General features: G+C 71.7%; 23 protein-coding genes. 6 read left to right on the top strand and 17 right to left on the bottom strand.

Translation table 11 applies throughout. From position 1 onward, the window contains the following. Window positions 1-2 precede the first annotated feature (2 nt). The 8 genes from ACFV8T_RS11610 to ACFV8T_RS11575 all read right to left on the bottom strand — a co-directional run bounded on the left by ACFV8T_RS11610 (window position 3) and on the right by ACFV8T_RS11575 (window position 11104). Window positions 3-821 (bottom strand): TrmH family RNA methyltransferase, encoded by an 819-nt coding sequence (locus tag ACFV8T_RS11610; RefSeq protein WP_385326630.1) that lies wholly within the window; start codon window positions 819-821, stop codon window positions 3-5. A gap of 99 nt (window positions 822-920) precedes the next feature. Continuing rightward, on the bottom strand, window positions 921-2177 hold the full coding sequence (gene cobA, locus ACFV8T_RS11605) for a uroporphyrinogen-III C-methyltransferase (protein ID WP_385326628.1): 1257 nt from the start codon (window positions 2175-2177) through the stop codon (window positions 921-923). A 248-nt stretch (window positions 2178-2425) separates the two neighbouring features. Continuing rightward, entirely contained in the window at window positions 2426-5965 is a 3540-nt protein-coding gene (cobT, locus tag ACFV8T_RS11600) for a nicotinate-nucleotide--dimethylbenzimidazole phosphoribosyltransferase (RefSeq protein WP_385326626.1), read from the bottom strand. 333 nt (window positions 5966-6298) lie between these two features. After that, the gene (gene cbiE / locus ACFV8T_RS11595; protein WP_385326625.1) at window positions 6299-7537 is read right to left on the bottom strand and encodes a precorrin-6y C5,15-methyltransferase (decarboxylating) subunit CbiE; all 1239 of its coding nucleotides are present in this window, start codon (window positions 7535-7537) and stop codon (window positions 6299-6301) included. 107 nt (window positions 7538-7644) lie between these two features. Next, window positions 7645-8292 (bottom strand): GNAT family N-acetyltransferase, encoded by a 648-nt coding sequence (locus ACFV8T_RS11590; RefSeq protein WP_266421830.1) that lies wholly within the window; start codon window positions 8290-8292, stop codon window positions 7645-7647. A 140-nt stretch (window positions 8293-8432) separates the two neighbouring features. Further along, window positions 8433-9299, bottom strand: coding sequence for a MetQ/NlpA family ABC transporter substrate-binding protein (locus ACFV8T_RS11585; RefSeq protein WP_385326623.1), 867 nt, complete (start codon window positions 9297-9299; stop codon window positions 8433-8435). A gap of 75 nt (window positions 9300-9374) precedes the next feature. Next, window positions 9375-10046 carry a methionine ABC transporter permease gene (locus ACFV8T_RS11580; RefSeq protein WP_266421825.1) on the bottom strand — a complete coding sequence of 224 codons (672 nt, stop codon included), beginning with the start codon at window positions 10044-10046 and terminating at the stop codon, window positions 9375-9377. Further along, on the bottom strand, window positions 10043-11104 hold the full coding sequence (locus tag ACFV8T_RS11575; RefSeq protein WP_385326620.1) for a methionine ABC transporter ATP-binding protein: 1062 nt from the start codon (window positions 11102-11104) through the stop codon (window positions 10043-10045). Before ACFV8T_RS11575 ends, ACFV8T_RS11580 begins: the two co-directional genes overlap by 4 nt. Before the next feature lie 605 nt (window positions 11105-11709). Here ACFV8T_RS11575 and ACFV8T_RS11570 point away from each other — a divergent pair. Then, a complete protein-coding gene (locus tag ACFV8T_RS11570; RefSeq protein ID WP_266421820.1) occupies window positions 11710-12069 on the top strand; it encodes a hypothetical protein in 360 nt (119 codons plus the stop codon). 2 nt (window positions 12070-12071) lie between these two features. Then, entirely contained in the window at window positions 12072-12509 is a 438-nt protein-coding gene (locus ACFV8T_RS11565) for a hypothetical protein (protein ID WP_385326619.1), read from the top strand. Window positions 12510-12513: 4 nt separating this feature from the next. Here the strand turns inward: ACFV8T_RS11565 and ACFV8T_RS11560 are convergent, their stop codons facing one another. The 3 genes from ACFV8T_RS11560 to ACFV8T_RS11550 all read right to left on the bottom strand — a co-directional run bounded on the left by ACFV8T_RS11560 (window position 12514) and on the right by ACFV8T_RS11550 (window position 14887). Further along, window positions 12514-13017: a GNAT family N-acetyltransferase gene (locus ACFV8T_RS11560; protein WP_385326617.1), complete on the bottom strand. Its 504-nt coding sequence runs from the start codon at window positions 13015-13017 to the stop codon at window positions 12514-12516. A gap of 36 nt (window positions 13018-13053) precedes the next feature. Then, window positions 13054-13620, bottom strand: a complete 567-nt coding sequence (locus tag ACFV8T_RS11555; protein WP_385326615.1) for a sigma-70 family RNA polymerase sigma factor — start codon at window positions 13618-13620, stop codon at window positions 13054-13056. Window positions 13621-13714: 94 nt separating this feature from the next. Then, window positions 13715-14887: a glycerophosphodiester phosphodiesterase gene (locus tag ACFV8T_RS11550; RefSeq protein ID WP_385326614.1), complete on the bottom strand. Its 1173-nt coding sequence runs from the start codon at window positions 14885-14887 to the stop codon at window positions 13715-13717. A gap of 235 nt (window positions 14888-15122) precedes the next feature. Here ACFV8T_RS11550 and ACFV8T_RS11545 point away from each other — a divergent pair, with 235 nt between their 5' ends. Continuing rightward, window positions 15123-15794, top strand: a complete 672-nt coding sequence (locus tag ACFV8T_RS11545; protein ID WP_385326612.1) for a lysophospholipid acyltransferase family protein — start codon at window positions 15123-15125, stop codon at window positions 15792-15794. A 99-nt stretch (window positions 15795-15893) separates the two neighbouring features. Here the strand turns inward: ACFV8T_RS11545 and ACFV8T_RS11540 are convergent, their stop codons facing one another. Together ACFV8T_RS11540 and ACFV8T_RS11535 are read right to left on the bottom strand one after the other, a co-directional pair. Continuing rightward, entirely contained in the window at window positions 15894-17438 is a 1545-nt protein-coding gene (locus tag ACFV8T_RS11540; protein ID WP_385326610.1) for an MFS transporter, read from the bottom strand. Continuing rightward, on the bottom strand, window positions 17435-17986 hold the full coding sequence (locus ACFV8T_RS11535; protein ID WP_385326608.1) for a TetR/AcrR family transcriptional regulator: 552 nt from the start codon (window positions 17984-17986) through the stop codon (window positions 17435-17437). Before ACFV8T_RS11535 ends, ACFV8T_RS11540 begins: the two co-directional genes overlap by 4 nt. A gap of 83 nt (window positions 17987-18069) precedes the next feature. Between ACFV8T_RS11535 and ACFV8T_RS11530 the strand changes: the two genes are divergently transcribed. Continuing rightward, window positions 18070-18603, top strand: coding sequence for a hypothetical protein (locus ACFV8T_RS11530; RefSeq protein ID WP_385326607.1), 534 nt, complete (start codon window positions 18070-18072; stop codon window positions 18601-18603). On the opposite strand, the gene ACFV8T_RS11525 is transcribed toward ACFV8T_RS11530, so the two are convergent. The 3 genes from ACFV8T_RS11525 to argH form a co-directional block, all read right to left on the bottom strand. After that, window positions 18593-19492, bottom strand: a complete 900-nt coding sequence (locus tag ACFV8T_RS11525) for a sigma-70 family RNA polymerase sigma factor (RefSeq protein WP_385326605.1) — start codon at window positions 19490-19492, stop codon at window positions 18593-18595. The genes ACFV8T_RS11530 and ACFV8T_RS11525 overlap by 11 nt on opposite strands. Before the next feature lie 93 nt (window positions 19493-19585). Beyond that, window positions 19586-20557, bottom strand: coding sequence for an aldo/keto reductase (locus ACFV8T_RS11520; protein ID WP_385326604.1), 972 nt, complete (start codon window positions 20555-20557; stop codon window positions 19586-19588). A 114-nt stretch (window positions 20558-20671) separates the two neighbouring features. Further along, a complete protein-coding gene (gene argH / locus ACFV8T_RS11515) occupies window positions 20672-22105 on the bottom strand; it encodes an argininosuccinate lyase (protein WP_385326602.1) in 1434 nt (477 codons plus the stop codon). 351 nt (window positions 22106-22456) lie between these two features. Between argH and ACFV8T_RS11510 the strand changes: the two genes are divergently transcribed. Then, complete coding sequence (locus ACFV8T_RS11510) at window positions 22457-23071, top strand: pyridoxamine 5'-phosphate oxidase family protein (protein WP_385326600.1); 615 nt, start codon at window positions 22457-22459, stop codon at window positions 23069-23071. A gap of 55 nt (window positions 23072-23126) precedes the next feature. Next, a complete protein-coding gene (locus ACFV8T_RS11505) occupies window positions 23127-23828 on the top strand; it encodes a L,D-transpeptidase (protein WP_385326599.1) in 702 nt (233 codons plus the stop codon). Window positions 23829-23852: 24 nt separating this feature from the next. Here the strand turns inward: ACFV8T_RS11505 and ACFV8T_RS11500 are convergent, their stop codons facing one another. Next, a complete protein-coding gene (locus tag ACFV8T_RS11500) occupies window positions 23853-24389 on the bottom strand; it encodes an arginine repressor (RefSeq protein ID WP_072484461.1) in 537 nt (178 codons plus the stop codon). Between the last annotated feature and the right edge of the window lies 1 nt (window position 24390).

Here is a 24390-nt window from a genome sequence, read left to right as displayed (position 1 = left end):
GGTCAGTTCCGCGGGCGGCCCGATGCCACCGCGTAGAACGCGACCGCCGCGGCCGCTCCCACGTTGAGCGAGTCGACGCCGTGCGCCATCGGGATGCGTACCCATTCGTCGGCGGCGACCAGGGCCCGGGTGGACAGCCCGTCGCCCTCGGCGCCCAGCATCAGCGCCACCTTGTCCATCCGGTGCGGTGCCGCCTCGTCGATGCTTCCGGCCTTCTCGTCCGGGGTCAGCGCGAGGAGCCTGAAGCCCGCTTCGCGTACGGCCTCCAGGTCCTTGGGCCAGGTGTCGAGACGGGCGTAGGGAACGGAGAAGACCGCTCCCATCGAGACCTTGACGGAGCGCCGGTAGAGCGGGTCGGCGCAGTCCGGGGAGAGCAGTACGGCATCCATGCCGAGGGCGGCGGCGCTGCGGAAGATCGCCCCGATGTTGGTGTGGTCGTTGACGGCCTCCATGACGACCACCCGGCGGGTCGTCGTCAGCAGTTCGCCGGCCGTCGGCAGCGGCTTGCGCTGCATCGACGCGAGGGCGCCGCGGTGGACGTGGTAGCCGGTGACGCGCTCGGCGAGCTCGGGGCTGACCGCGTACACCGGAGCCGGGACCTCGTCGATGACGTCGCGCATCAGGTCGACCCACTTCGCCGAGAGCAGCATCGACCGCATCTCGTACCCGGCGTGCCTGGCGCGTCTGATCACCTTCTCGCCCTCGGCGATGAAGAGGCCCTCGGCGGGCTCCCGCCTGCGCCGGAGTTCGACATCGGTGAGTCCGGTGTAGTCGCGCAGGCGGGGGTCGTCGGGGTCGTCGACGGTGATGAGATCAGCCACGGGTTCGATACTGCCTTGTCCGGTGTGTGGTGCCAACGGCTCGGGAGAAGATCCGTTACCGCTGGTTGCTCGGTGGGGGTACGGAGACGTCCTGGCCGGCTACTCGGCGGGGTGCGGTGCGGCGCCCGTGCCGACGGCGACGACGTCGCCGATGACGATGACGGCCGGGGGACGTACCTCTTCGGCGGCGGCCCGTTCGGCGACGGTCGCCAGGGTCGCGTCGACGCGGCGCTGGGACGCCGTGGTGCCCTCCTGGACCAGGGCGACCGGGGTGTCCGGGGACTTGCCGTGGGCGACGAGGGCCTTGGCGATGGCGCCGATCTTGTCGACGGCCATCAGCAGCACGAGGGTGCCGCGCAGCTGCGCGAGCGCCGCCCAGTCGACCAGCGAGCGCTCGTCGTCGGGGGCGACATGACCGCTGACGACGGTGAACTCATGGGCGACGCCTCGGTGGGTGACGGGGATTCCGGCCGCGCCGGGTACCGAGATCGAGCTGGAGATGCCGGGGACGACGGTGCACGGGATGCCTTCGGCGGCGAGCGCCTGGGCCTCCTCCATGCCCCGGCCGAAGACGAACGGGTCGCCGCCCTTGAGCCGTACGACGGCCTTGCCCGCCCTGGCGTGCTCGATGAGCGCCTGGTTGATCGCCTCCTGCGCCATGAAGCGGCCGTACGGGATCTTCGCCGCGTCGATCACCTGGACGTGCGGCGGCAGTTCGTCGAGCAGGTCGCGCGGGCCGAGCCGGTCGGCGATGACCACGTCGGCCTCGGCGAGGAGACGACGGCCGCGCACGGTGATCAGGTCGGGGTCGCCGGGACCGCCGCCGACCAGGGAGACACCGGGGGTGGGCCGGGCGCGGTGGTGCGGGGCGGCGAGCGTGCCGTCGCGCAGTCCCTCGACGATGGCGTCGCGGACGGCGGCGGAGTGGCGCGGGTCGCGGCCCTGGGCGTCGGTGGAGAGGACGGCGACGGTCACGCCCTCGCTGCGACCGGTGGCAGGTGTCCAGGCGGTGGCCACGTCGGCGTTGTCACTGCGCACGCACCAGGTGCGGGTGCGCTCGGCCTCGGCGGACGCGGCGTCGTTCGCGGCGTCGTCGTCGGAGGCGATGAGCGCGTACCAGGTGTCGGTCAGGTCCCCGTCCGCGTACCGGCGGCGCTCCCAGCGGATCTCACCGGCGTCGGCCATCGCCTCGACGGAGGGGGTAGCGGACGGCGACACGAGGGTGATGTCGGCGCCGGCCGCGATGAGCGCCGGAAGGCGGCGCTGCGCGACCTGACCGCCGCCGACGACGACGACGCGGCGCCCGCTCAGGCGCAGTCCGACGGGGTACGCGGGGTGATCGGCGTGCTCGGCCATGGCGGTGCGGACTCCTCGTGCGATACGGGGTGCGGGCCGCTGCGACGGTGGAGCGGCTGTGACGTGCGGTTCTGCGGGGCGTGCGTCCACGATACGGGGTGCTTCGGGGCGCGGGGCGGGCCGGTGGAGCGGGCGGGGGCCGCTGCGCGGAGCTCGGCCCCTGCCCTGAACCGTGGCTCGGCCCGGACCGGGCACCCGAGGCGCCGGTCCGGGCCGAGCATGGCCGTGTACTGCTTCTCGGTGACGTACTACTTCTCGGTGACGCCCGCCGAGTCGAACGTCGCCACCTCGTGCATCGCCCGCGCCGCGCTCTGCACGATCGGGAGCGCCAGCAGCGCGCCCGTTCCTTCGCCGAGGCGGAGGTCGAGGTCGACCAGCGGGCGCAGGCCCAGCTTGTTGAGCGCGGCGACATGGCCGGGCTCGGCGCTGCGGTGGCCCGCGATGCAGGCGGCCAGGGCCTCGGGGGCGATGGCACGGGCGACCAGGGCCGCGGCTCCCGCGCTCACGCCGTCGAGGATGACGGGCGTACGGAGCGAGGCGCCGCCCAGCAGGAAGCCGGCCATCGCGGCGTGCTCCAGGCCACCGACCGCTGCCAGGACACCGATCGGGTCGGCCGGGTCGGGCTGGTGAAGTTCGAGGGCGCGGCGGACCACGTCCACCTTGCGGGCGTGCATCTCGTCGTTGATGCCGGTACCGCGACCGGTCACCTCGGCCGGGTCCATGCCCGTGTACACACAGATCAGCGCGGCCGACGCCGTGGTGTTGGCGATCCCCATCTCACCGGTGAGCAGGCCCTTGTTGCCTGCCGCGACCAGATCACGGGCGGTCTCGATGCCGACCTCGATCGCCGCGAGCACCTCCTCGCGGGCGAGCGCGGGGCCGGTCGTGAAATCGGCCGTTCCGGCGCGCACCTTGCGGGGCAGCAGGCCGGGCGTCGCGGGCAGCTCCATGGCCACGCCGACATCGACCACGCACACCTCGGCGCCGACCTGGGCCGCGAAGGCGTTGCAGACCGCGCCGCCGCCGAGGAAGTTGGCGACCATCTGGCCGGTGACCTCCTGCGGCCAGGCCGTGACGCCCTGGGCGTGCACCCCGTGGTCGCCCGCGAAGATCGCGACGGCCGCGGGCTCCGGGATCGGCGGCGGGCACATCCGGGAGAGCCCGGACAGCTGCGCCGAGATGATCTCCAGCATGCCGAGCGCACCGGCCGGCTTGGTCATCCGCTTCTGACGTTCCCACGCCTCGCCGAGCGCCTTGGCGTCCAGCGGGCGGATGTTGGAGATGGTCTCCTGCAGCAGGTCGTGCGGCTCCTCGCCGGGCAGGGCGCGGCGGCCGTAGGTCTCCTCGTGGACGACCCAGGACAGCGGGCGGCGCTTGGACCAGCCCGCCTGCATCAGCTCGGGCTCCTCGGGGAACTCGTCGACGTAGCCCACACACAGGTAGGCGACGACTTCGAGGTGTTCGGGCAGGCCCAGGGCGCGGACCATTTCGCGCTCGTCGAAGAAGCTGACCCAGCCGACACCGAGTCCCTCGGCGCGCGCGGCGAGCCAGAGGTTCTCGACGGCGAGCGCGGAGGAGTACGGGGCCATCTGCGGCTGGGTGTGCCGGCCGAGGGTGTGGCGGCCGCCGCGGGTGGGGTCGGCGGTGACGACGATGTTCACCGGGGTGTCGAGGATGGCCTCGATCTTCAGTTCCTTGAACTGCTTGGCCCGGCCCTTGGGCAGCGACTTCGCGTAGGCGTCGCGCTGACGCTGTGCCAGTTCGTGCATGGAGCGGCGGGTCTCCGCCGAGCGGATGACGACGAAGTCCCAGGGCTGCGAGTGGCCGACGCTGGGCGCCGTGTGCGCGGCTTCGAGGACGCGGAGCAGGACCTCGTGCGGGATGGGGTCGTTGCGGAAGCCGTTGCGGATGTCGCGGCGCTCACGCATGACGCGGAGCACCGCCTCGCGCTCGGCGTCGTCGTAGCCGGGGGCCGGCGGGCCGGCGGGAACCGCGGCCTCGTCGGACTCGGACGCCTCAGGGGCCTCGGGGGCCTCCTGCTCAGGGGTTCCAGCCTCGGCGGGCTCCTGGGTCCGGGCTTCGGGCTGTACGGATTGCACGTGCCCGGTCTCCGTGGTCTCCGTGGTCTCCGTCGTCTCCGTTGTGCCGGGCGCCGCCGTTGCGGGCTCCGCGAGAGGGGCGGCTTCCGCGGTGTCCGCGGTGTTCACGGCGTCCGAGGGGGCCGTGATGTCCGGGGTCTCGATGACCTCCGGTCCCTGTTCGGCCTCCGGCTCGGGCGCCGTCAGCACCTCGGCCTCGGGGGCGGGGACGGGCGCGGGAGCGGGGACCGGCTCGGAGGCTTCGGCGGGCGCGGCGTTCTCGACGGCCTCGCCGACTTCGGCGTTCACGGCCGGTTCGACAGCCTCGACGACCTCGGCGGTCGCGACGGGCTCGGCGTTCGCGGCGGCCTCGGAAGGCTCGACGACTCCTCCGGCCGTCACCTCGTCCGCGGCCTCCACGGCCGCCGCGACATCCGGCTGAGGGGTCCGCACAGGCTCCATGGCGATGGCCACGGGCTTGGCCTCGGGCTCGGGCCCGGCCGCGGGCTCCGCCTCGACGGTCTGCTCCGCCACGGGCGTCGGGGCCAGATGCGGAGTCGTCGGCACCGAACCCTCCACGGGCACGAACTGGCCCATGGGAACGGCTTCCGCGGCGTCCTGCGGCACGACCGTTTCGGCGGGCGCCCCGGCGTCGACGGGCACTTCGGCGGGCGTCTCGACCGCGGCCGGTACCGGCTCGGCGGTGGGAGCGACCGCGGCCGGAGCGGCCTCGGCCTCCGGCACCGCGGCCGGAGCGGCCTGCACCGGCTGTGCCGCCGGCATCGGCTCGGCGACCGGCTGTGCCGCCGGTACCGACTCCGCGACCGGCTGTGCCGCCGGTACCGACTCGGCGACCGGCTCCGGAACGACCGATTCTGCGGCCACCGGTGCGGCCTCCGGCTGCGGTGGCTGGGCCGCCCACGGGCTCCCGCCCTGCGGCAAAATCTCCCCGAGCTGCGGGCCCGGCAGCGCGGACGCGTCCTCGCCCGGCGCCTCGAAGTACTCCGGGCCGGTGGTCGGCGGACCGGCGTGCCTCGCTGGGGCCGGGGTCCGGGTCTGCGTCCGGGGCGCGCCCGCGGGGCCGCGGTCGGCGAGCGAGCGCACCACTCCGCCGGTCGGCGTCCCGCCGTAGGTCGGCGAGCCGTCGGCCGCGACCGGGCCGCGGTGCAGCGGTCGGCGCACCGGCGCCTGGGCCTGGCCCTGGGCAGCCGGAGCGGGGGCCGGGGTGGGCGACGGAATGCGTACGCCTCTCAGGTCGACCGAACCGGAGTCGCGGCCACCGGACTCATGAGTCCCCTGGCCGGTCTCGGGCAGCGGCTCCGCCACCGCCTGCTGAGCGGTGTACGCGTCCGGGGCCTGCGTCCGGACGGGCTCCTGCACCTGGACCTGGACGGGTCCCTGGGGCTGCGCGGCGGTCTCACCGGCCGGCTGGGCATAGGGCTGTGCCACGGCCTGGGCCTGATAGGCGCCCTGTCCGGGCAGCGGCGCCTGGGCGGCGACGCCCTCGGGGTACTGGCCCGGGGCCGGTACGGCCTGCGGGTCGCTCCAGGCGCCCTGGGGGCTCGGCATCAGGAGGAGGTCGTCGTCCTCGGAGACATGCTCGGAGGGAGCGAGGTAGGCGTAGGCATCCGGGGCGGCGACGCCCGGCTGCTCCACCATGCCTGCGTTCTCCGGCAGTCCCTCACCCGGGATCTGGCCGGTGTCACTCATGCGTACCCCTCGCCCATCGTCAGTGCTCCTTCGGCCCTTCGCCCGGGACGCCCGAACACGGCAGGCCGGTGCTCGTCAACAAGAACGAGCGGGCTCGCCGCGCGGCACGAATCGGTCGCGGACATACTGCATTCTCGCGGCCGTTCGCCGCCGCGGCAGCTCATTTCGCCACGGCCCGCTGTGGACTGCGCCACGTCGCGCATCCCCCGGTTCTGCCGTACCACAACGGGGGCCAAAACGGTCCCCTTTTCCGGACATTGACGAACGAAGCGACGAACATCCAGGCGCGGTGCAACGATCGGCCAGCCTACCTCCCGCTGTACGCCGACCGGCTCACGGGGCGAGGTCCGAGCGCAGCGCCGAGAGGAGAAACACGACCGAGCGTTCGCGCTCCGACCAAGCGGCCGTGTCGAGTTCGACGGACTGGAGGAGCGAGCACCGGACGGTGTATCCGTTCCCGCCCAGGGCGGCGCCGAGCGCCTCGGCCTCGTCCCGCGTCGAGGCATGGGTCACGATGCGCTCCGGTCGCCGTTCGGTGACGGCGGTGACGACGGGGACCCCGCCGCCCCCGATCCGTACGACGTCGGGTTCCGGCAGCCGTTCCAGCACATGGGGGGCCCGGCCCTCGACGACCTGGAGCTGGACCCCGAACGCCCGTGCCGCCGCGGCGGTACGGGCACAGGCGGCCGGGTCGCTGTCGACGGCCAGGACCGCCGCGCCGAAGCGGGCGGCCTCCACGGCCAGGGCCCCGCTGCCGGAGCCGATGTCCCAGAGGAGGTCGCCGGTCCGGGGCCCCAGGCGGGCCAGTTGGGCGGCGCGCAGCCCCGGGGACTCGCCTTCGCCGATCTGCCCGCCGCCCTCGGTGGCACCGCCCGGGTAGGCCTCCGCGGGCAGTGCCCAGCCGCGTACGCCGTGGGGATGGGCGGGGTGACTGCCGGCGATCCAGGCGCCGGCGGCCTGCGGTTCGGGGCCGCCGCCGATGACGATGACCACGTTGGGATCGCGCCAGACGTGGTCGGCGGCCTTGTCGGAGGTGACGACGGTGACCTGTTCGCGGGCGGTGCCGAGTTCCTCGCAGATGACGAAGGTGCGGTGGACGCCTTCCAGGAGCAGGGCGAGTTCGGCGGGGCCCGCGCCGGGCGAGGTGAGGACGGCGACCTTGTGGTGGGCACGGCAGACGTTGACGGCGCGGCGCAGGGTGCGGGGGTGGGCGACGACCGTCCGGGCGTCCTCCCACGGCATTCCCGCGCGGGCGAACGCGGCGGCGACGGAGGACACGGCCGGGACGACCTCGACCTCCAGGCCGTGTTCGGGTGCGCGCAGGTTGCGTACGACGCCGAAGTAGCCGGGGTCCCCGTCGGCGAGGACCACGGCGCTGCCCCGGTGGCCGGCGATCCGGCGGGCGGCGAGGTCGATGGAGCCCAGGCGGATCCGTTCGGCGTTCGCCGGGACTTCGGGGAGTGCGAGGTGGTGGGCGGCTCCGGCGACGAGCGTGGCGGCCGAGAGGGCGGCCGTGGCCGCTCCGGTCAGTGGCGAGCCGTCCCAGCCGATCACGGTGACCCGATCGGCCATCTGTCGTCAGTCTCCTGGAGTCGTCGCAGGTGGGGATGTTGGTGAGGGGCGGGCAGGGTGAGAGTACCCGGTCCGTGCCGACCTGGGGTCAGGGCCCCTTCGCGGGGTCAGTTCCAGTCGTTGTAGGCGCCGTAGCCGCCCGCGTCGGCGAGCTGCTCGGCGACGCCTTCGAGGTCCTCGGGAAGCAGGCCCCAGACGATCAGGTCGGTCCGGATGTCGGTCCAGCCGCCGTCCGTGCCGTTCTCGGTCCGGGTGCGCGCTATGCGGGCGTTGCGCAGCACTCCCTCGCTGATGCAGCCGAGCTTCTGGGCGACCTGCTGGGAGGCGGTGTTGTCGGCGGCGGTGCGCAGTTCGATGCGCTCGAAGCCCTGGTCCCGGAAGAGCCACTGGGCCACCGCCAGCACGGACTCGGTGGCGTATCCCTCGCCGCGGGCCCAGGGGGCGGTGATGTAGGCGGCCTCGGTGGCGAGGGTGCGCCAGTCGGTGTTGCGGAGCCGGACCGAGCCGACGAGCCGCTGGGTGAGGAATTCGGTGACGGCGAGGACGATGCCGTCGCCGGTGGTGCGCTGGGCGGGAGCGATCCGGCGGACCCAGCGTTCCGCGTCGACCTGGGTGTAGGGGTGGGGGGCCTCGGTCCAGGCGACGACCAGCTCGTCGTTCATCATCTCGATGTACGCGGGGACGTCCGCCATGTCGAAAGGGCGCAGCACCAACCGATCCGTGCTGATGGAGATGTCCGGAAAGGTGGAAGTCATGCGCAGCTCCATGCCGAAGACCGTTAAAGGCACAGCATGCAGCATCGGCCCGATGTCGCGCATGGGCGGGTCCGTACGACGGAGCCCCGCGCCCCCTCGGTGGGGTGCGCGGGGCTCCTGGGACAAATGCCGTGCGGGTGTCAGGACTTGGCGGCGGTGCCGAAGGCCGGGACGACGGAGCCCTGGTAGGTGTCCTCGATGAACTTCTTGACCTCGTCGGAGTGCAGGAGCTTCACGAGCTTCTGGACGCGGGGGTCCTTCTCGTTGCCCTTCTTCACGGCGATGATGTTGGCGTAGGGGTTGCCGTCGGCCTTTTCGAGCACCAGGGAGTCCTTGGAGGGCTTGAGGTCGGCCTCGATCGCGTAGTTGCCGTTGATGACGGCGGCGTCGACGTCGTTCAGGGCGCGGGGCACGGTGGCGGCCTCCAGCTCCTTGAACTCCAGGCCCTTCTTGTCCGTGATGTCGCTCAGCTTGGCGCTGGTGCCGACGCCGGCCTTGAGGGTGATGAGGCCGTTCTCGGCGAGAAGCTGGAGGGCGCGGCCCTCGTTGGTGGTGTCGTTGGGGACGGCGACGGTCTGGCCGGCCTTGATGTCCTTCAGGTCCTTGACCTTCTTGGAGTACAGGCCGAGGGGCTCCAGGTGGACGGTGCCGACCGAGACGAGGTGGGTGTTCTTCTTCTTGTTGAAGTCGTCGAGGTACGGCTGGTGCTGGAAGAAGTTGGCGTCGACCTGGCCGGTCTCGGTGGCGGTGTTCGGCAGGACGTAGTCCGTGAACTCCTTGACCTCGAGCTTGAGGCCCGCCTTCTCCGCCAGGTTCTTCTTGACGAAGTCCAGGATGTCGGCGTGCGGCGTCGGGGACGCGGCGACGACGAGCGCCTTGGAGGTGTCGGCCTCGGCACCGGTCCCGCTCTTGGCGCCCGGGTCGGACGACGTACCGCAGGCGGTGAGGCCGAGGGCGATGGCGGCGGTGGCGGCGGCAGTTGCGGTGATCTTGATGTTCTTACGCACGAAAAGTGCCTCTTTCTGGTGGTGAGGGTGGTGCGCCCGGACAAGGAGTTCGGGCTTGTGAGCGGAGAGGAGGTCTCAGGAGGTGGTGCGGCCCCGGCGGGCCAGCAGGCGTACGGCTCCGTCGCCGATCAGCTGGATCACGGTCACGATGACGATCAGCAGCGCGACGGTGATGAGCATGAACTGGTTGTCGAAGCGCTGGAATCCGTAGGTGACGGCCTTGGAGCCGAGCCCTTCGCCGCCGACCGCGCCGGCCATCGCGGAGTAGCCGATGAGCACGATGACGGTGGTGGTGACGCCCGAGATCAGCGAGGGCAGCGCCTGCGGCAGCAGGACCTTGCGGACGATCGTCGGGATGGATCCGCCCATCGACTGGACGGCCTCGACGAGCCCGTGGTCGACCTCGCGGACGGCGGTCTCGACGAGCCGGGCGAAGAACGGGATCGCGCCGACGGAGAGCGGAACGATCATCGCGGACGGGCCGATGAAGGTGCCGACGACCCAGGTGGTGAAGGGGATCAGGGCGATCAGCAGGATGATGAACGGCAGCGAGCGGCCGATGTTCACGATCACGCCGATGACCTTGTTCACCGGGGTGTTCCGGAGCAGTCCGCCCTTGTCGGTGAGGACCAGCAGGACGCCGAGCGGCAGTCCCACGAGCACGGTGACGACCGTGGACCAGAGCACCATGTAGAGGGTGTCGATGGTCCCCTGGGTGAGCAGCGGCTGCATTTCGGACCAGGTCACTTCGCCACCTCCTTGGTGAGCGGGGCGGGGGTCTGTACGGGGATGGCGCTGCCGTCGTTCTCCACTACCTCGGCCTGGAGGCCCTGCTCGCGCAGGAAGCCGATCGGGACGACGTTCTCCTCGAAGCGGCCGGGCAGCTCGATGCGCATCCGGCCGATCTGCTTGCCGCCGACGGTGTCCATCGCGGCGCCCAGGATCGAGATGTCGATGTTGTACGTGCGCGAGAGCTGGGAGATCACCGGCCGGCCGGCCGCGTCGCCGTGGAAGGTGACGTCGACGACCGTGCACTCGGGGCCGGAGGCCGTGCCACCGACGGGGAACAGCTCGTGGGCCAGTTCGGAGCCGGGGGTGGCGAGCAGTTCGCCGACGGTGCCGAACTCGACGACGCGTCCCTTCTGCATCAGCGCCGCGGAGTCGCAGATCGTCTTGACGACGTCCATCTCGTGCGTGATGAGCAGGACGGTCAGGCCGAGCTGCCGGTTGAGGTCGCGCAGCAGCTGGAGGATGGAGCGGGTGGTCTCGGGGTCGAGGGCCGAGGTGGCCTCGTCGGAGAGCAGGACCTTGGGGTCCCCGGCGAGGGCGCGGGCGATCCCGACGCGCTGCTTCTGGCCGCCGGAGAGCTGGCCGGGATAGGCCTTGGCCTTGTCGGCGAGGCCGACCAGGTCGAGGAGTTCGAGGGCCTTGCGGGAGCGGTCCCGGCCGGAGACGCCGAGAATCTCCAGCGGGAGTTCGACGTTGTCCTGGACGGTACGGGAGGCCAGCAGGTTGAAGTGCTGGAAGACCATGCCGATGCGGCTGCGCGCCTCGCGCAGTTCCTTGCCGGCCCGGCGGCCGCGTCCGGCGAGTGCGGTGAGGTCCTGGCCGCCCACGGTCACGGTGCCGGAGGTGGGGCGTTCCAGGAGGTTGATGCAGCGGATCAGGGAGGATTTGCCGGCGCCGCTCTGTCCGATGACGCCGTACACCTCGCCCTCGCGGACGTGCAGGTCGACGCCGTCCAGGGCGGTGACCTCACGGCCGCGCGACTGGTAGACCTTCGTGAGGCCCGAAGTGGTGATCACAGGGGTTTCCGTCACTGTCGAGTGCGCGGCGCGGTGGCCGCCGGGCACGGGGCATTCGTCTGATGAGACGGTCTGGACGTTTCGATCGGACGTTCCAAGCGGGGGTCTCGGCACGGCTCGGGGCGGCGGGTGGCCGGGCGGCGGTGCTGGGGCAGGCTCGTTCCGCTGGATGCGGACGGCTCGGGCTCGGTCTCGCTTCGGGGCGCGAGGCTCAGGCGTGGGCCCTCAGAAGGTGCGCATTCGACACATACAACGAGCACCGGGCGTCGTGATCGCCTCGGTCGCAAGGATGCGGTTGCTCGTCGTGGTCATGCGCCAAGTAAAACAGACGTAACGTTCCGCCCGACCCGCCTGTCCGAATAGCGGACAGACGTGGATGGTGGTGCGAGCCGGTTCGGCCGCTCGCCGGGATTTCCACTCCCCCGGCTGTGACCTGCATCGATACGGCGGACAGGGCTTCGCCGGCCACAACCCGCGACCGGCTCGGAACGGTCGCGGGTTGTGGCCAAGGCCACGACTCCCGTCCCTGCCGCCCGTCGGGCCCGCCGTCCGGCGGGGACGGGGGCGCACGCAGGGGGGCGTCCGGTCCGTAATACCCTCGGCTCATGCTTGACGCCCTGACGGTCGCGGTCGCCGTGGCCGCGCTCGCCCTCGCCGCCTGGTGCGGATTCGCCGCGTACCGGGACCAGCCGACCAAGGACTGGCACTTCATCGGGATGGCCGTGGTCTCGCTGCTGGGACTGGCCCAGCTCGTGGTGGGCATCGTGCAGTTGTCCCGGGGCGAACGGCCCGAGCAGGGCATGACGATCTTCATCGCGTATCTGATCGGGGCCTTCCTCGCGGTGCCCGCGGCCGGTTTCCTGTCGCTGACCGAGCGGACCCGGTGGGGTTCGGTGACGGTGGCGGCGGGCGCGATCGTGCTGGCCGTCCTCGAAGTACGGCTCTACGACATCTGGGGAAACTGACCGTGACCGACACCGATCGCGCCCCCGCGGCGGCCACCGGCGAGAAGCAGCCCTTCGACCTCGGCACGGGCCCCGGCCGGGTACTGGTCTGGTTCTACGGGGTGTTCACCGTCGCGGCCGCCTCCCGCTCGATCGTCCAGATGATCCTGGACTTCGGCAGGGCCCCGCTCGCCTATGTGCTGTCGGCCGTCGCCGCGCTCGTGTACGGGTTCATCACGTACTCGCTGGTGCGCGGGGGCGAGAAGGCGCGCAGGACGGCACTGGTGTGCTGCGCCGCCGAGCTGCTGGGTGTGCTGGTCGTCGGGACCTGGACGATGGCGGAGCCCTCGGCGTTCGCGGACGCCACCGTCTGGTCCGACTTCGGCATGGGGTACCTGTTCATCCCGGTGATCCTGCCGATCACCGGGATGATGTGGCTGCGCCGGGCGAGAAAGGCGTAGCGGCTCAGGCGCTGGCCACGTACGCGGGCTCGGTGGCGTCCTTCTCCAGCAGGATCATCAGGACGCCGTCCCGGCCGGTCTCGTTGCCCACGGGGGCGTAACCCGCCCGCCGGTAGAGCCGGAGATTGCTCTCGCTGCGATGACCGGTGTGCAGCCGGAACAGGGTGGCCGACCGCTCGTCGGCGAGCCCCGCCTCCGCCGCCCGCAGCAGCCGGGCACCGAGACCGTGTCCCTGGAGCCGGGGGTGGACGCAGAGCCTGCCGATCTCCCCCGCGCCGTCCTGACCGATGGTTCCCCGGACCGATCCCACCACCTCGTCACCCAGCCGCGCCACGAACACCAGGTTCGTGGCGATCTCGGCGTGCAACGAGTCCAGGGTCTGGACGAGCGGGTCGATCCGGTAGTTCCCGTACAGCTCCGCCTCGCTCTGGAAGCAGAGGTACTGGAGTTTCAAGATCTGTTCGGCGTCCTGTGCCGTCGCCGCCGAGATGATCACGCTCATGCCCATGTGCGCATGCCTCCGCCCACCTGATCCACCGGTTGTCTAACGCTCCTTTCCCCACAGTTCAGGAGCCGCAACCTCCGCCGCGAGCATTCTGCGCAGACATCCAAGGCAACGGGAACGGATCGGGCCCAAACTCCCCTGTGACATACCCAACTTCCCTGCGATTTCCCGGTAGGTGGGATCGCCGGGCGAGAGCATCGCCGCCAGCAGCCGGGCGCACCTGCCGGGCAGCCGGTCCACCGCCGCGCGCAGCGCCCTGCGTTCGTCGGCACCGAGGGCGAGCCGCTCGGGGCAGCCGCCCGGGTCCGCGGCGGAGTCGTCGCGGTAGGGACGTTCGCGCCGGGCGGTGCGGCGGGCCCTGCGGGCCTCTCCCCGTACGGCGTCCCGCACCCAGCGGGCCGGGTCCACCGGCGGCCCCTCCCCGGCGAGCCGCTCCAGCAGCCGCAGCCAGACGGCCTGTTCGAGATCGGCCGGTTCGATCGCCGCGCCGGTCAGCGAGGCGGCAGCCTCGGCCATGGCCTCGGCGCTCACCAGCGGGTACAGGGCGCGGACGACGGAAGCGGGGGCCGGGGCGGGACCCGCGGGAGCAAGATCGAGAAGCGTCATGCCCCGGCCGACGCGCCCGCGCCCGCGGCCGGTTGCCGTACCGGGCGAGCACCACCCGACCGGGGCACGCCCCGGCCGGGTGCTGACGCGGGTGTCACTTCCCGGCGAAGTCCGCCGCGGCGAGCAGGGCCGTGTCCGGGTTGTCGGAGAAGACGCCGTCGATGCCCGTCGCGAAGTACGTCCGGAACGCGCCGAACGCGTCGCCGTAGGCGTTGGGGTCCGTGCCGCGGCGGAAGTCGGCGGGAAGGAAGGTGTTCTCGTTGCGCATGGTGTAGGGGTGCAGGACCAGACCCTGGGCGTGCGCGTCCCTCACCAGGGTGGTCGGTGCGGTGAGCCGCCCCGCGGCGTCCTTGGGGATGACCAGGTCCAGGGTGGGGCCGATGCCCTGCGCGAAGGAGGCCATCCACTTCAGCCCCTCGGGCCTCACCAGGTCCGCCACGGTGCGCGGGTCACCGGACGTCACGAAGTCCCAGGGGCGCTCGCCCGCGCCGGAGAGCAGTACGACGCGCGGGGTCGCGACGAGCCGCGCCAGCCGCTGGATGCTGCCGGGCTCGAAGGACTGGAGGATGAGCGGCGACTGCTGACGGTGCCGGTTGTAGCGGCGCAGCAGCTTGGCGAGCGGCTCCTCGAGTCCGAGGCCGAGCCCGCGGAAGTAGGTGGGGTGCTTGGTCTCGACGTACAGCCAGACGGGCTTTCCGCGCCTGCGGCCCTCCCGGTCGGCCCAGCGCAGCACCTCCTCGAAGGTGGGGATCTCCCAGCGGCCGTCGTAGAGCGTGTTCTTCTGACGGGTGCCGGGGATGCGCTCCTTGGCCCGCAGTGTCTTCAGTTCGGCGAGGGTGAAGTCCTCGGTGAACCAGCCGGTGAGGGAGACGCCGTCGACCTTCTTCGTGGTCCTGCGGCTCGCGAACTCGGGGTGGGCGGCGACATCGGTGGTGGCGGTGATGTCGTTCTCGTGACGGCATACCAGGTGGCCGTCCTTGGTCGGCACCAGGTCCTGCTCGACGATGTGCGCGCCCATGTCGAGGGCCAGCTGGTAGGAGCCGAGGGTGTGCTCGGGCCGGTAGCCGCTGGTGCCGCGGTGTCCGATGACGGTGGGCACCGGCAGGTCGAGGCGGAAGCCGTGACCGCCGTGACGTCCGGCGGTGTTCGCCGCGTTGTCGGCGGCGGCCGGGCCGCCGGCCAGGCCGAGGGCGGCCGTGCCCAGTACGGCGGCTCCCGCTCCCAGCATGGTTCTGCGGCCGGGACCGGCCTGCGCGCGCTCAGTCATGAATGCTCCTCGCGTGTGATGTCTGGCACCTGTCGGGCGAGGCCCGAGCGTAGGCAGCGGTACCGTCGTGGGGGCAGCTCCTGGACGAACATGGCGCAAACTCATGTCAACACCGCGTATCCGCTCCATGAACCCGATGTGCGATCAGCGAGTACCCGCGAGTATCGTCCTCACCTGCATGGACCGTCACGATCCCCGCACCTCGGCCGGCCCGGCCACTACACCGGAGGAACCGTTGTCCCGACACGCACTCATCAAGGCAGTGCTCGGACCGATCTTGCGCCTGATGTTCCGCCCCCAGGTGGAGGGTGTGGAGAACATCCCCGGGGACGGTCCGGTGATCCTCGCGGGCAACCATCTGACGTTCATCGACTCGATGATCATGCCGATCTGCTGCGACCGGCCGGTGTTCTACATCGGCAAGGACGAGTACGTGACGGGCAAGGGGATCAAGGGCCGGGCGATGGCCTGGTTCTTCACCGGCTGCGGCATGATCCCGGTGGACCGGGACGGCGGACGCGGCGGTGTCGCGGCGCTGATGACGGGCCGTCGGGTGCTGGAGGAGGGCAAGGCGTTCGCCATCTACCCCGAGGGCACCCGCTCCCCCGACGGCCGTCTGTACCGGGGCCGCACGGGCATCGCCCGGCTGACGCTGATGACGGGCGCGCCGGTGGTGCCGTTCGCGATGATCGGCACGGACAAGCTGCAGCCCGGCGGCGCCGGCCTGCCCCGTCCCGGCAAGGTGACGGTCCGCTTCGGTGAGCCGATGGAGTTCTCCCGCTACGAGGGCATGGACCGCGACCGCTATGTACTGCGGGCGGTGACCGACTCCGTGATGGCCGAGGTGATGCGGCTGTCCGGTCAGGAGTACGTCGACATGTACGCCACGAAGGCCAAGGCCGCGTGAGCTGAGGCGCGCAGCGCCGACGGCAGGACATGCGGAAGGGCCCGTACCCCGGTTTCCCGGTGGTACGGGCCCTTCCGCGTGTCCGGACGACCCGGGCGGCTACTGGTGCACGATGCCGTCCTCCAGCTTCTGACCGCGCAACAGGAACCAGGCGGCGACGGCCGTCGCCAGCAGGACCGCCGCGCCGACACCCGCGGCGAGCCGCAGCCCTTCGACGAACGAGTCCTGCGCCGCGGCGACCAGTGCCTGTCCCTGCGGAGCCGGCAGACCGTGGGCGGCCTCGACCGCGCCGCCCAGCGATTCGTGCGCCGCGGCGGCATTGGCCGACGGGGTCCCCGCGGGCGATTCGAACGTCTGGTAGACGCCGGTGACGATGGAGCCGAGCAGGGCGATGCCGAGGGCCGCGCCGAGCTCGTACGCCGTCTCGGAGACCGCGCCGGCGGATCCCGCCTGCTCCTTCGGGACGCTGGAGAGGATCACGTCGGAGGTGACGGTGAAGGCGAAGCCCGCGCCCACGCCGACGATGAGCAGCACCGCCCCGATCAGCGGGTAGGCGGTCTCCTTGTGGATCAGGGTGACCGCGGCGAGCGCCAGGCCGATCGCCCCGAGACCGCCGGTCACCACCGAGCGCACCGAGAAGCGACGGGCCGCCCGGCCGGCGAGCAGACCTGCGGCGACGGCGCCGACGGCCGCGGGCAGTTCCGCGAGACCGGCCTCCAGCGGCCCGCGGCCCTGCACCAGCTGGAGGAACTGGGAGAGGAAGAAGACCAGCCCGGACAGGCCGAGGATGGTCAGCAGGTCGGCGAGGACCGCGCCCGAGAAGCCCCGGTGGTGGAAGAGCCGCATGTCCAGCAGGGGTGCGGGGAGCGTGAGTTGCCTGCGTACGAACCAGCAGAGCGCGGCCACGCCACCGACGCCGGCGAGGACGGTTCCCCCGCTCGGGCCGTGCGCCGCCAGTTCCTTGACGGCGTACACGACGCCGATCATGCCGATGAAGGAGAGCGCGACGCTCACCAGGTCCCAGGGGCCCGGGGCCGGGTTCCTGGATTCGGGGATCATCCTGGCGCCGACGACCACGAGGATCGCCATGACGGGCAGGTTGATCAGGAAGACCGAGCCCCACCAGAAGTGCTCCAGCAGGAGTCCGCCGACCACGGGGCCGACGGCCGCTCCGGCGGAGGCCATCGCTCCCCAGATCCCGATGGCGAGGCTGCGCTCGCGCGGGTCGTGGAAGAGGTTGCGGATCAGGGCGAGCGTGGACGGCATGAGGGTGGCACCCGCGACACCGAGCAGCGCCCGCGCCAGGATCATCATCTCGGGGGTGTGCGCGTAGGCGTTGAGCACCGAGACCGCGCCGAACGCCGTCGCGCCGCACAGCAGCAGCTTCTTGCGGCCGATGCGGTCGCCGAGGCTGCCCATCGAGACCAGGAGTCCGGCGATGACGAAGGAGTAGACGTCGCCGATCCACAGGAGCTGGGTACCGGTCGGTTCGAGGTCCTCGGTGAGGAAGGGGGTCGCCAGGCCGAGGACGGTGGCGTCGATCGCCACGAGCAGCACGGCGAGGACCAGCACGGCCAGGGCGATCCACCGCCCCGGACGGTGCAGTTCGTCCGAGGTCTCCACCCGCTGTTCGATACGGCTCATTGCTCCACGCTCCGGCGTGCACCGCCGAGCAGCAACTCGACGATCATGTATTGGAAGTCCTGGCTCGCGACCCGGCCGTCCTGGACGGCCCAGGCGGCGGAGGAGATGAGGCCGTAGAGGGCCTCGGTCAGCCAGGCGGGGGTGAGGTCGATCCGGAATTCGCCGCGCTCCTGGCCGCGCCTGAAGAAGGCGGAGACCCGGGCGTCGAGGCGGCTCCAGCCCTCGTTCATCTCTTCGCCCTCGAAGAGCTGGTTCTCGGTGACGAGGAAGGAGAGCAGTCCGGCGCTCGGCTCGACGGCCGCGACGAAACGGCGCAGTGCGTCCTGCGCGGCGCCCTCGTCGAGCGCGGCGGCGTCCAGAGCCGCTTCGACCTCCTGGATGCCCAGGTTCTCCAACGCTCTGACCAGGGCGTCCCGTCCGGCGAAGTGCCGGTGCAGGGTGGCGCGCCCGATGCCTGCGGCTCTGGCGACCTCGTCCATGGTGGCGGTCGATTTGCGGGTCAGCAGAGCGGCGGCGCTGCGCAGCACCTGCTCACGGTCGAGACTCATGAGACAAGCATAGACCATATGAGACACCAATGTCTCACTGGAAAGCTGTGTCCTCCCCCGGCGGGAGGGAGGACCATGGCGCCATGAAGCCGCTGCTGCTGATCGACATCGACGGTCCGCTCAATCCCTACGCGGCGCTCGCGCACCTCCGGCCACCGGATGGTTATGCGAAGCATCTGATGCGGCCGACGGGGTGGGACTACGGGCCGCCCCTGCCCGTCCTGCTCAACCCGGAGCACGGGACGGCGCTGCGGGCCCTGGCCGGCCGGTACGAGCTGGTCTGGGCGACGACCTGGAAGGACGAGGCGAACGTCTGGATCGGGCCGCGTCTGGGGCTGCCCCCGCTGCCGTACATCGACTGGCCGTCGATGCACGGCAGCGCGCCGGACGGCACGTACTGGAAGACGCGGTACGTCGTGGAGTACGCGGCCGGCCGGCCGTTCGCCTGGGTCGACGACGAGATCACCGGGCAGGACCGGGAGTGGGTCCTCGGCCAGGGGGCCGGCGAGGCGCTGCTCCGGTGGATCGACCCCTGGATCGGTCTGCTGCCGTCCGATTTCGCGGCGCTCGCGGCGTGGGCGGACGGCGGCCCGCGGGACGGGCCCGTCAGTCGTTGAGGACCGTCAGATCGAGGCCGGGCAGGCGGGCCGGGTCGTTGATCACGGACATCTCGACGAGCTTCCCCCGGACGACCGTGAAGACCATGACCGAGAACCGCCGGCCCTCGCGCGTCGCGATGACGGCCGGTTCCCCGGCGACCAGTGCCTGCTGCGCCGACCGCGCGAACGGCGCGAACATCATCGCCCGACGGGCCACGGCCTCGGCGCCCCGCACCAGGGCCGGGGCACCGGCACCCCCTGCGCCGGCGTCGGACCGCACCACCACGTCCGGATCGAGCACGGCCACCAGGGCCTCGAAGTCGCCGTCCCGGGCGGCGGCCAGGAAGGCGGCGACGACCTCGCGCCTGCGGGCGAGACCGGGGTCCGGGACCGGTTCCACGCCCTGCACCCGGCGCCGCGCCCGGCTGGCGAGCTGCCGGGTCGCGGCCGGGGTGCGGTCCACGACGACGGCGATCTCGCCGAAGGGCACGGCGAACATGTCGTGCAGCACGAAGGCGAGCCGCTCGGCGGGGTCGAGCGTTTCGAGCACGACGAGCATCGCGAGACCCACCGAGTCGGCCATCAGCGCCTGCTGCTCCGGGTCGGCCTCCGGCCGTTCGCCGAGGTCCGGGCCAGGGGCATGGCCCTCGGGCACCCCGGTGTCGAGGGGTTCCTCGCGGCGGGAGCGCCGGGAGCGGAGCATGTCCAGGCACACCCGCCCGACGACCGTCGTCAGCCAGCCGCCCAGGTTCTCGATCGCCCGGTCGTCGGAACGGCTGAGCCGGATCCAGGCCTCCTGGACGGCATCCTCCGCCTCGCTCGTCGAGCCGAGCATCCGGTAGGCCACGGCCTTCAGCCGGCTCCGGTTCTCCTCGAAGCGCTCTGCCAGGAACTCATGTCCGTCCACAGTCACATTCCTCCGTCGTGTTCCGTCACAGCACTGACGGACGGAACCCCGTCGATGTGACGGACAGCCCGCGCCGCTCCCGGTGGTGTCCGGTCAGCTCCAGGGCAGCCCGGCGCGGTGGCGCCAGTACGCCTCGGGCTCCTCCACCAGCGCGTCGAGCCGGGCGCGCCGCTCCTCGTCGAGGTCGACGACGGCCGCGTGCAGGTTTCCGGCGAGCTGGTCGACGGTCGCCGCGCCGGAGAGCACCACCCCGGCCCAGGGCTGGTGCAGTACGAGTGCCAGGGCGACCGCGTCGCTGCCGACACCGGTATCGGTGGCGATCTCCTGGACCACGGCGGGGGCTTCCGTTCCGGCGAGCCGTCCGTTGGCCATGGCTTCCTTGACGATCACGGTGAGGCCGGCGGCACTGGCCTCGGCGAGCGCCGCCCCGGCCGAGGTCTCCAGGGCGTTGTAGGTGGCCTGGACCGTACGGAAGAGCGGCTCGCCGTCCACGGTGACGGTGAGGGCGGCCCGGATCGCGTCGGCCTGGGCGGGTCCGCTGGTAGAGAGGCCGACGCTGACGCCCTCCTCGGCGAGCGCGGCCAGCCGCGCGTGCAGTTCCTTGTCCGTGAGGGCCGGGCTGTCGGCGGTGACCGAGTGGATCTGGTAGAGGTCGAGGCGGTCGCCGAGCAGTGCGTCGGTCTCGGCCCGCTGGCGCAGGAACGTGGCGAGGCCGTGGTCCTTGACCTCGTGCGCCTCGGCTTCGATGCGCCAGTCGGCGGTGTAGGTGTAGCCCCATTTGCTGCCGATGACGACGTCGTCCGCCTCGGGGTGTGCCGTCAGCCAGTCGGCCAGGAACTCCTCCGAACGGCCGTAGGAACGGGCCGCGTCGACATAGCGGACGCCCTGTGCGTAGGCGGCGTCGAGCAGCTCGTGGGTGCGTTCGCGCATCGCCTCGACGCCGCGGTCGGCGGGCAGATCGCGGTCGCGGTGGAGATTGATGTAGCCGGGCCTGCCGACCGCCGCCAGGCCGAGTCCGATGTGGGCGGTCGGCGTCGTCGCCGTGGCCAGCCGGGCGAAAGGCATCGTTGGGCTCCTCGTCGATCGGGTGTGCTCCCCCGTCAACGTAACCCAGCTCACGGAAACCGGAAGGCGGGGAGCGTACGACCGCTCCCCGCCCCGATGCCGCTCTCGTCGCGGTCAGTTCTTCGCGGTGGCCCAGGCCTGCTGGACGGCGAGGTCGGCCTTCACCTCGGCGAGCTGGACGGCCACGGCCGACGGGGCCGTGCCGCCGCGGCCGCTGCGGGAGGCGAGCGCACCGGCGACGTCGAGGACCGTGCGGACCTCGGGGGTGAGGTGCTCGGAGATCTTGGCGAACTGCTCGTCGGTCAGCTCGTCGAGCTCGATGCCGTGCCGCTCGCACTCCTTGACGCACTCACCGGCGACCTCGTGGGCGACGCGGAAGGGCACGCCCTGCTTGACCAGCCACTCGGCGATGTCGGTGGCGAGCGAGAAGCCGGCCGGGGCCAGCTCCTCCATGCGCTCACGGTTGACGGTGAGGGTGGCCATCATGCCGGTGAAGGCGGGCAGCAGCACCTCCAGCTGGTCGCAGGAGTCGAAGACCGGCTCCTTGTCCTCCTGGAGGTCGCGGTTGTACGCGAGGGGGAGGGCCTTCAGCGTGGCCATCAGGCCGGTCAGGTTGCCGATCAGCCGGCCGGACTTGCCGCGGGCCAGCTCGGCGATGTCCGGGTTCTTCTTCTGCGGCATGATCGAGGAGCCGGTGGAGAAGGCGTCGTGCAGGGTGACGAAGGAGAACTCCTTCGTGTTCCAGATGATGACCTCCTCCGCGATCCGGGAGAGGTTCACGCCGATCATCGCGGTGATGAAGGCGAACTCGGCGACGAAGTCGCGGGAGGCCGTTCCGTCGATGGAGTTGGCGACGGACCCGTGCTCGAAGCCGAGGTCCGCGGCGACCGCCTCCGGGTCGAGTCCGAGGGACGAGCCGGCCAGGGCACCGGAGCCGTACGGCGAGACGGCGGTCCGCTCGTCCCACTGGCGCAGCCGCTCGGCGTCCCTGGACAGGGGCTGCACATGGGCCAGGACGTGGTGGGCGAAGAGCACCGGCTGGGCGTGCTGCAGATGCGTACGGCCGGGCATCGCGACGTCCGGGTGCGCCTCGGCGAGGCCGACCAGCGCGCCCTGCAGTTCGGCGATCAGACCGCCGATGATCCGGGCGTGGTCGCGCAGGTACATCCGGAAGAGCGTGGCGATCTGGTCGTTGCGGGACCGGCCGGCCCGCAGCTTGCCGCCGAGGTCGGGGCCGAGGCGCTCCAGCAGTCCGCGCTCCAGCGCGGTGTGGACGTCCTCGTCGGCGATGGTGCCGGTGAAGGAGCCGTCGGCGACATCGGCTTCGAGCTGGTCGAGACCGGCGATCATACGGCTCAGCTCGTCCTCGGTGAGCAGGCCCGCCTTGTTCAGGACGCGCGCGTGGGCGCGGGAACCGGCGATGTCGTACGGCGCGAGCCGCCAGTCGAAGTGGACGGAGGCGGACAGCTTCGCCAGCGCCTCGGCCGGACCGTCGGCGAAGCGGGCGCCCCAGAGGCGTACGTCGCTGTTGCCGTTGCCGTTGCTCACTGCGTGCTCCTCGGAAGAACAGGGTGGTGGGTGTGCGACCGCCTCCCCGCGTGGAGGGCCGGGGAGGCGGAGACGTAACTACTGGGGGTCGGGCGAGGTCACGCTTCGCCGCGAGCTTCGACGAGAGGCCGAAGATCTCGATGAAGCCCTGGTGTCCGGGCCGCCCGAACAGGCGCGTACGACGCGCTCGGTCACGGGCCTCTCCTCACGGCGCGACCACCGACAGGTATAACTATGCAGACCTCTGCATGATTTGTCAAAGGTGCGATCGTCGGCCCGCAGCCCCGAACAGGCGTCCCGCCAGGTGGAATCACCTCGCCATCACCCGAGTCGGCGCCGACAATGGTCGCCATGGGGAAAACATATGAACGCATCGAAGGACGGATCAGGACCTTCATCGAAGAGCAGCACATCTTCTTCACGGCGACGGCGCCCCTGGCCGGCGAGGGCACGGTCAACCTCTCCCCCAAGGGCGTCAGCGGTTCGTTCGCCGTCATCGACGAGCTGACCGTGGCCTACCTGGACTTCGCCGGCAGCAATGCCGAGACCGTCGCCCACCTCCGCGAGAACGGCCGGATCACGCTGATGTGGTGCGCCTTCCAGGGACCGCCGAACATCGTGCGGGTGCACGGCCGCGGTGAGCCGGTCTTCCGTGACGATCCGCGGTTCGGCGCGCTGCTCGCCCACTTCCCGGACGTGGACCCCGACCTCCACGGGCTGCGCGCCGTCGTCGTGGTGCGGGCCGAGCTGATCCGGGACACCTGCGGCTACGGGGTGCCGTTCATGTCGTACGACGAGGACCGGTCGCTGCACGCCCAGCGCTTCGCCCGCGAGGACGACACCTCGCTCAGTGCCTACTTCGAGAAGAAGGAGCACATCGCGACGAGTATCGACGGGCTTCCGGGGCTGCCGCTCCCGCTGCCGGCGATGCCCCGGCCGGACGGCGACCCGGCGGACCGGTATTGAGCCGTACGGAGCACAACCACGGGTGGCGCCCGGCCGGCGGGTCTACCGTCCGGACATGCGCAGATCCCTGGTGACCCTTTCGGTACTGCTCGCGCTGGCGGGCTCGGTCGCGGCCCGGCCCGCCGCCGCGCCGCCGCTGCCGCATCGGATGGCCGACACCGGCGGCGGCACCCAGCTGATCACGGCCGAGGCCCCGGCCAGGGGCTCCACCACGGGCACCGTCACCTGGTGGAATCTGCGCCGGGGCACCTGGATGAAGGGCGGATCCGCACCGGCCCGCTTCGGCGCGAAGGGGCTGGCCGAGGGGGCGACGCGCAAGCAGGGCACGAACACCACACCCACCGGCCTGTACGACCTGCCGTACGCCTTCGGGATCGAGCCCGCACCGGCCGGCACCGTCCATCCGTACCGCCGGGTCGGCAACCGGTCGTGGTGGTGTCAGGACACCGCGGCGCGGGCCTACAACCGCTGGGTGGAACCGCGGCCCGAGGACTGCCGGGCGGGCGAGGCGGAGCACCTGATCGCGTATCCGACCCAGTACGCCCGCGCGCTCGTCATCGGGTTCAACTACGCACGGCCGGTACGGGGTCGCGGCGCCGGGATCTTCCTCCACGTCAACGGGCGTGGCGCGACCGCCGGTTGCGTCTCCGTACCGGCGACCGCGATGGACCGGATCCTCGACTGGGTGGACCCGGCCCGTCGTCCGCACATCGCGATCGGGACCCGGTCGGGCCCGACCGCGATCACGCGCTACTGACCGGACCCGGCAACACCGGTGCGTTCAGCGCTCGTTCTGGGCCAGTCGCAGCAGATGGTCGGCGAGCGCCTGACCGCCCGCCGGGTCACGGCTGATCAGCATCAGGGTGTCGTCGCCCGCGATGGTGCCGAGAATGTCGTGCAGTTCGGCCTGGTCGATGGCCGAGGCGAGGAACTGGGCCGCGCCCGGAGGAGTGCGCAGCACCACGAGGTTGGCCGATGCCTCCGCGGAGATGAGCAGTTCGGCGGAGAGCCGCCGCATCCGCTCCTCCTTCGCCGACCCGCCCAAGGGTGCCTGCGGGGTGCGGAATCCGCCCTCGCTCGGCACCGCGTAGATCAGCTCGCCGCCGGTGTTGCGGATCTTCACCGCGCCCAGCTCGTCCAGGTCGCGGGAGAGCGTCGCCTGGGTGACGCTCAGCCCGTCGTCGGCGAGGAGCTTCGCCAACTGGCTCTGCGAGCGCACCGGCTGCCGGTTCAGGATGTCCACGATCCGGCGGTGGCGTGCAGTGCGGGTCTGCGGCACGGACGGCCCGCCGTACTCGGTTTCCTGCGCCTCGGTCATC

This window comes from Streptomyces sp. NPDC059832 (assembly GCF_042731715.1).
Classification (GTDB): domain Bacteria; phylum Actinomycetota; class Actinomycetes; order Streptomycetales; family Streptomycetaceae; genus Streptomyces.
Note: the sequence above shows the minus strand (reverse complement) of the source record. Positions and strands in the feature narration are given on the sequence as shown.

What these genes read in the sequence shown, in the direction of transcription:
- cobA (WP_385326628.1), bottom strand. Translation starts at nt 2,177, where the DNA reads ATGGCCGAGCACGCCGATCACCCCGCGTACCCCGTCGGACTGCGCCTG.
- cobT (WP_385326626.1), bottom strand. Translation starts at nt 5,965, where the DNA reads ATGAGTGACACCGGCCAGATCCCGGGTGAGGGACTGCCGGAGAACGCA.
- cbiE (WP_385326625.1), bottom strand. Translation starts at nt 7,537, where the DNA reads ATGGCCGATCGGGTCACCGTGATCGGCTGGGACGGCTCGCCACTGACC.
- ACFV8T_RS11590 (WP_266421830.1), bottom strand. Translation starts at nt 8,292, where the DNA reads ATGACTTCCACCTTTCCGGACATCTCCATCAGCACGGATCGGTTGGTG.
- ACFV8T_RS11570 (WP_266421820.1), top strand. Translation starts at nt 11,710, where the DNA reads ATGCTTGACGCCCTGACGGTCGCGGTCGCCGTGGCCGCGCTCGCCCTC.
- ACFV8T_RS11560 (WP_385326617.1), bottom strand. Translation starts at nt 13,017, where the DNA reads ATGGGCATGAGCGTGATCATCTCGGCGGCGACGGCACAGGACGCCGAA.
- ACFV8T_RS11555 (WP_385326615.1), bottom strand. Translation starts at nt 13,620, where the DNA reads ATGACGCTTCTCGATCTTGCTCCCGCGGGTCCCGCCCCGGCCCCCGCT.
- ACFV8T_RS11550 (WP_385326614.1), bottom strand. Translation starts at nt 14,887, where the DNA reads ATGACTGAGCGCGCGCAGGCCGGTCCCGGCCGCAGAACCATGCTGGGA.
- ACFV8T_RS11540 (WP_385326610.1), bottom strand. Translation starts at nt 17,438, where the DNA reads ATGAGCCGTATCGAACAGCGGGTGGAGACCTCGGACGAACTGCACCGT.
- ACFV8T_RS11535 (WP_385326608.1), bottom strand. Translation starts at nt 17,986, where the DNA reads ATGAGTCTCGACCGTGAGCAGGTGCTGCGCAGCGCCGCCGCTCTGCTG.
- ACFV8T_RS11530 (WP_385326607.1), top strand. Translation starts at nt 18,070, where the DNA reads ATGAAGCCGCTGCTGCTGATCGACATCGACGGTCCGCTCAATCCCTAC.
- ACFV8T_RS11520 (WP_385326604.1), bottom strand. Translation starts at nt 20,557, where the DNA reads ATGCCTTTCGCCCGGCTGGCCACGGCGACGACGCCGACCGCCCACATC.
- ACFV8T_RS11510 (WP_385326600.1), top strand. Translation starts at nt 22,457, where the DNA reads ATGGGGAAAACATATGAACGCATCGAAGGACGGATCAGGACCTTCATC.
- ACFV8T_RS11505 (WP_385326599.1), top strand. Translation starts at nt 23,127, where the DNA reads ATGCGCAGATCCCTGGTGACCCTTTCGGTACTGCTCGCGCTGGCGGGC.
- ACFV8T_RS11500 (WP_072484461.1), bottom strand. Translation starts at nt 24,389, where the DNA reads ATGACCGAGGCGCAGGAAACCGAGTACGGCGGGCCGTCCGTGCCGCAG.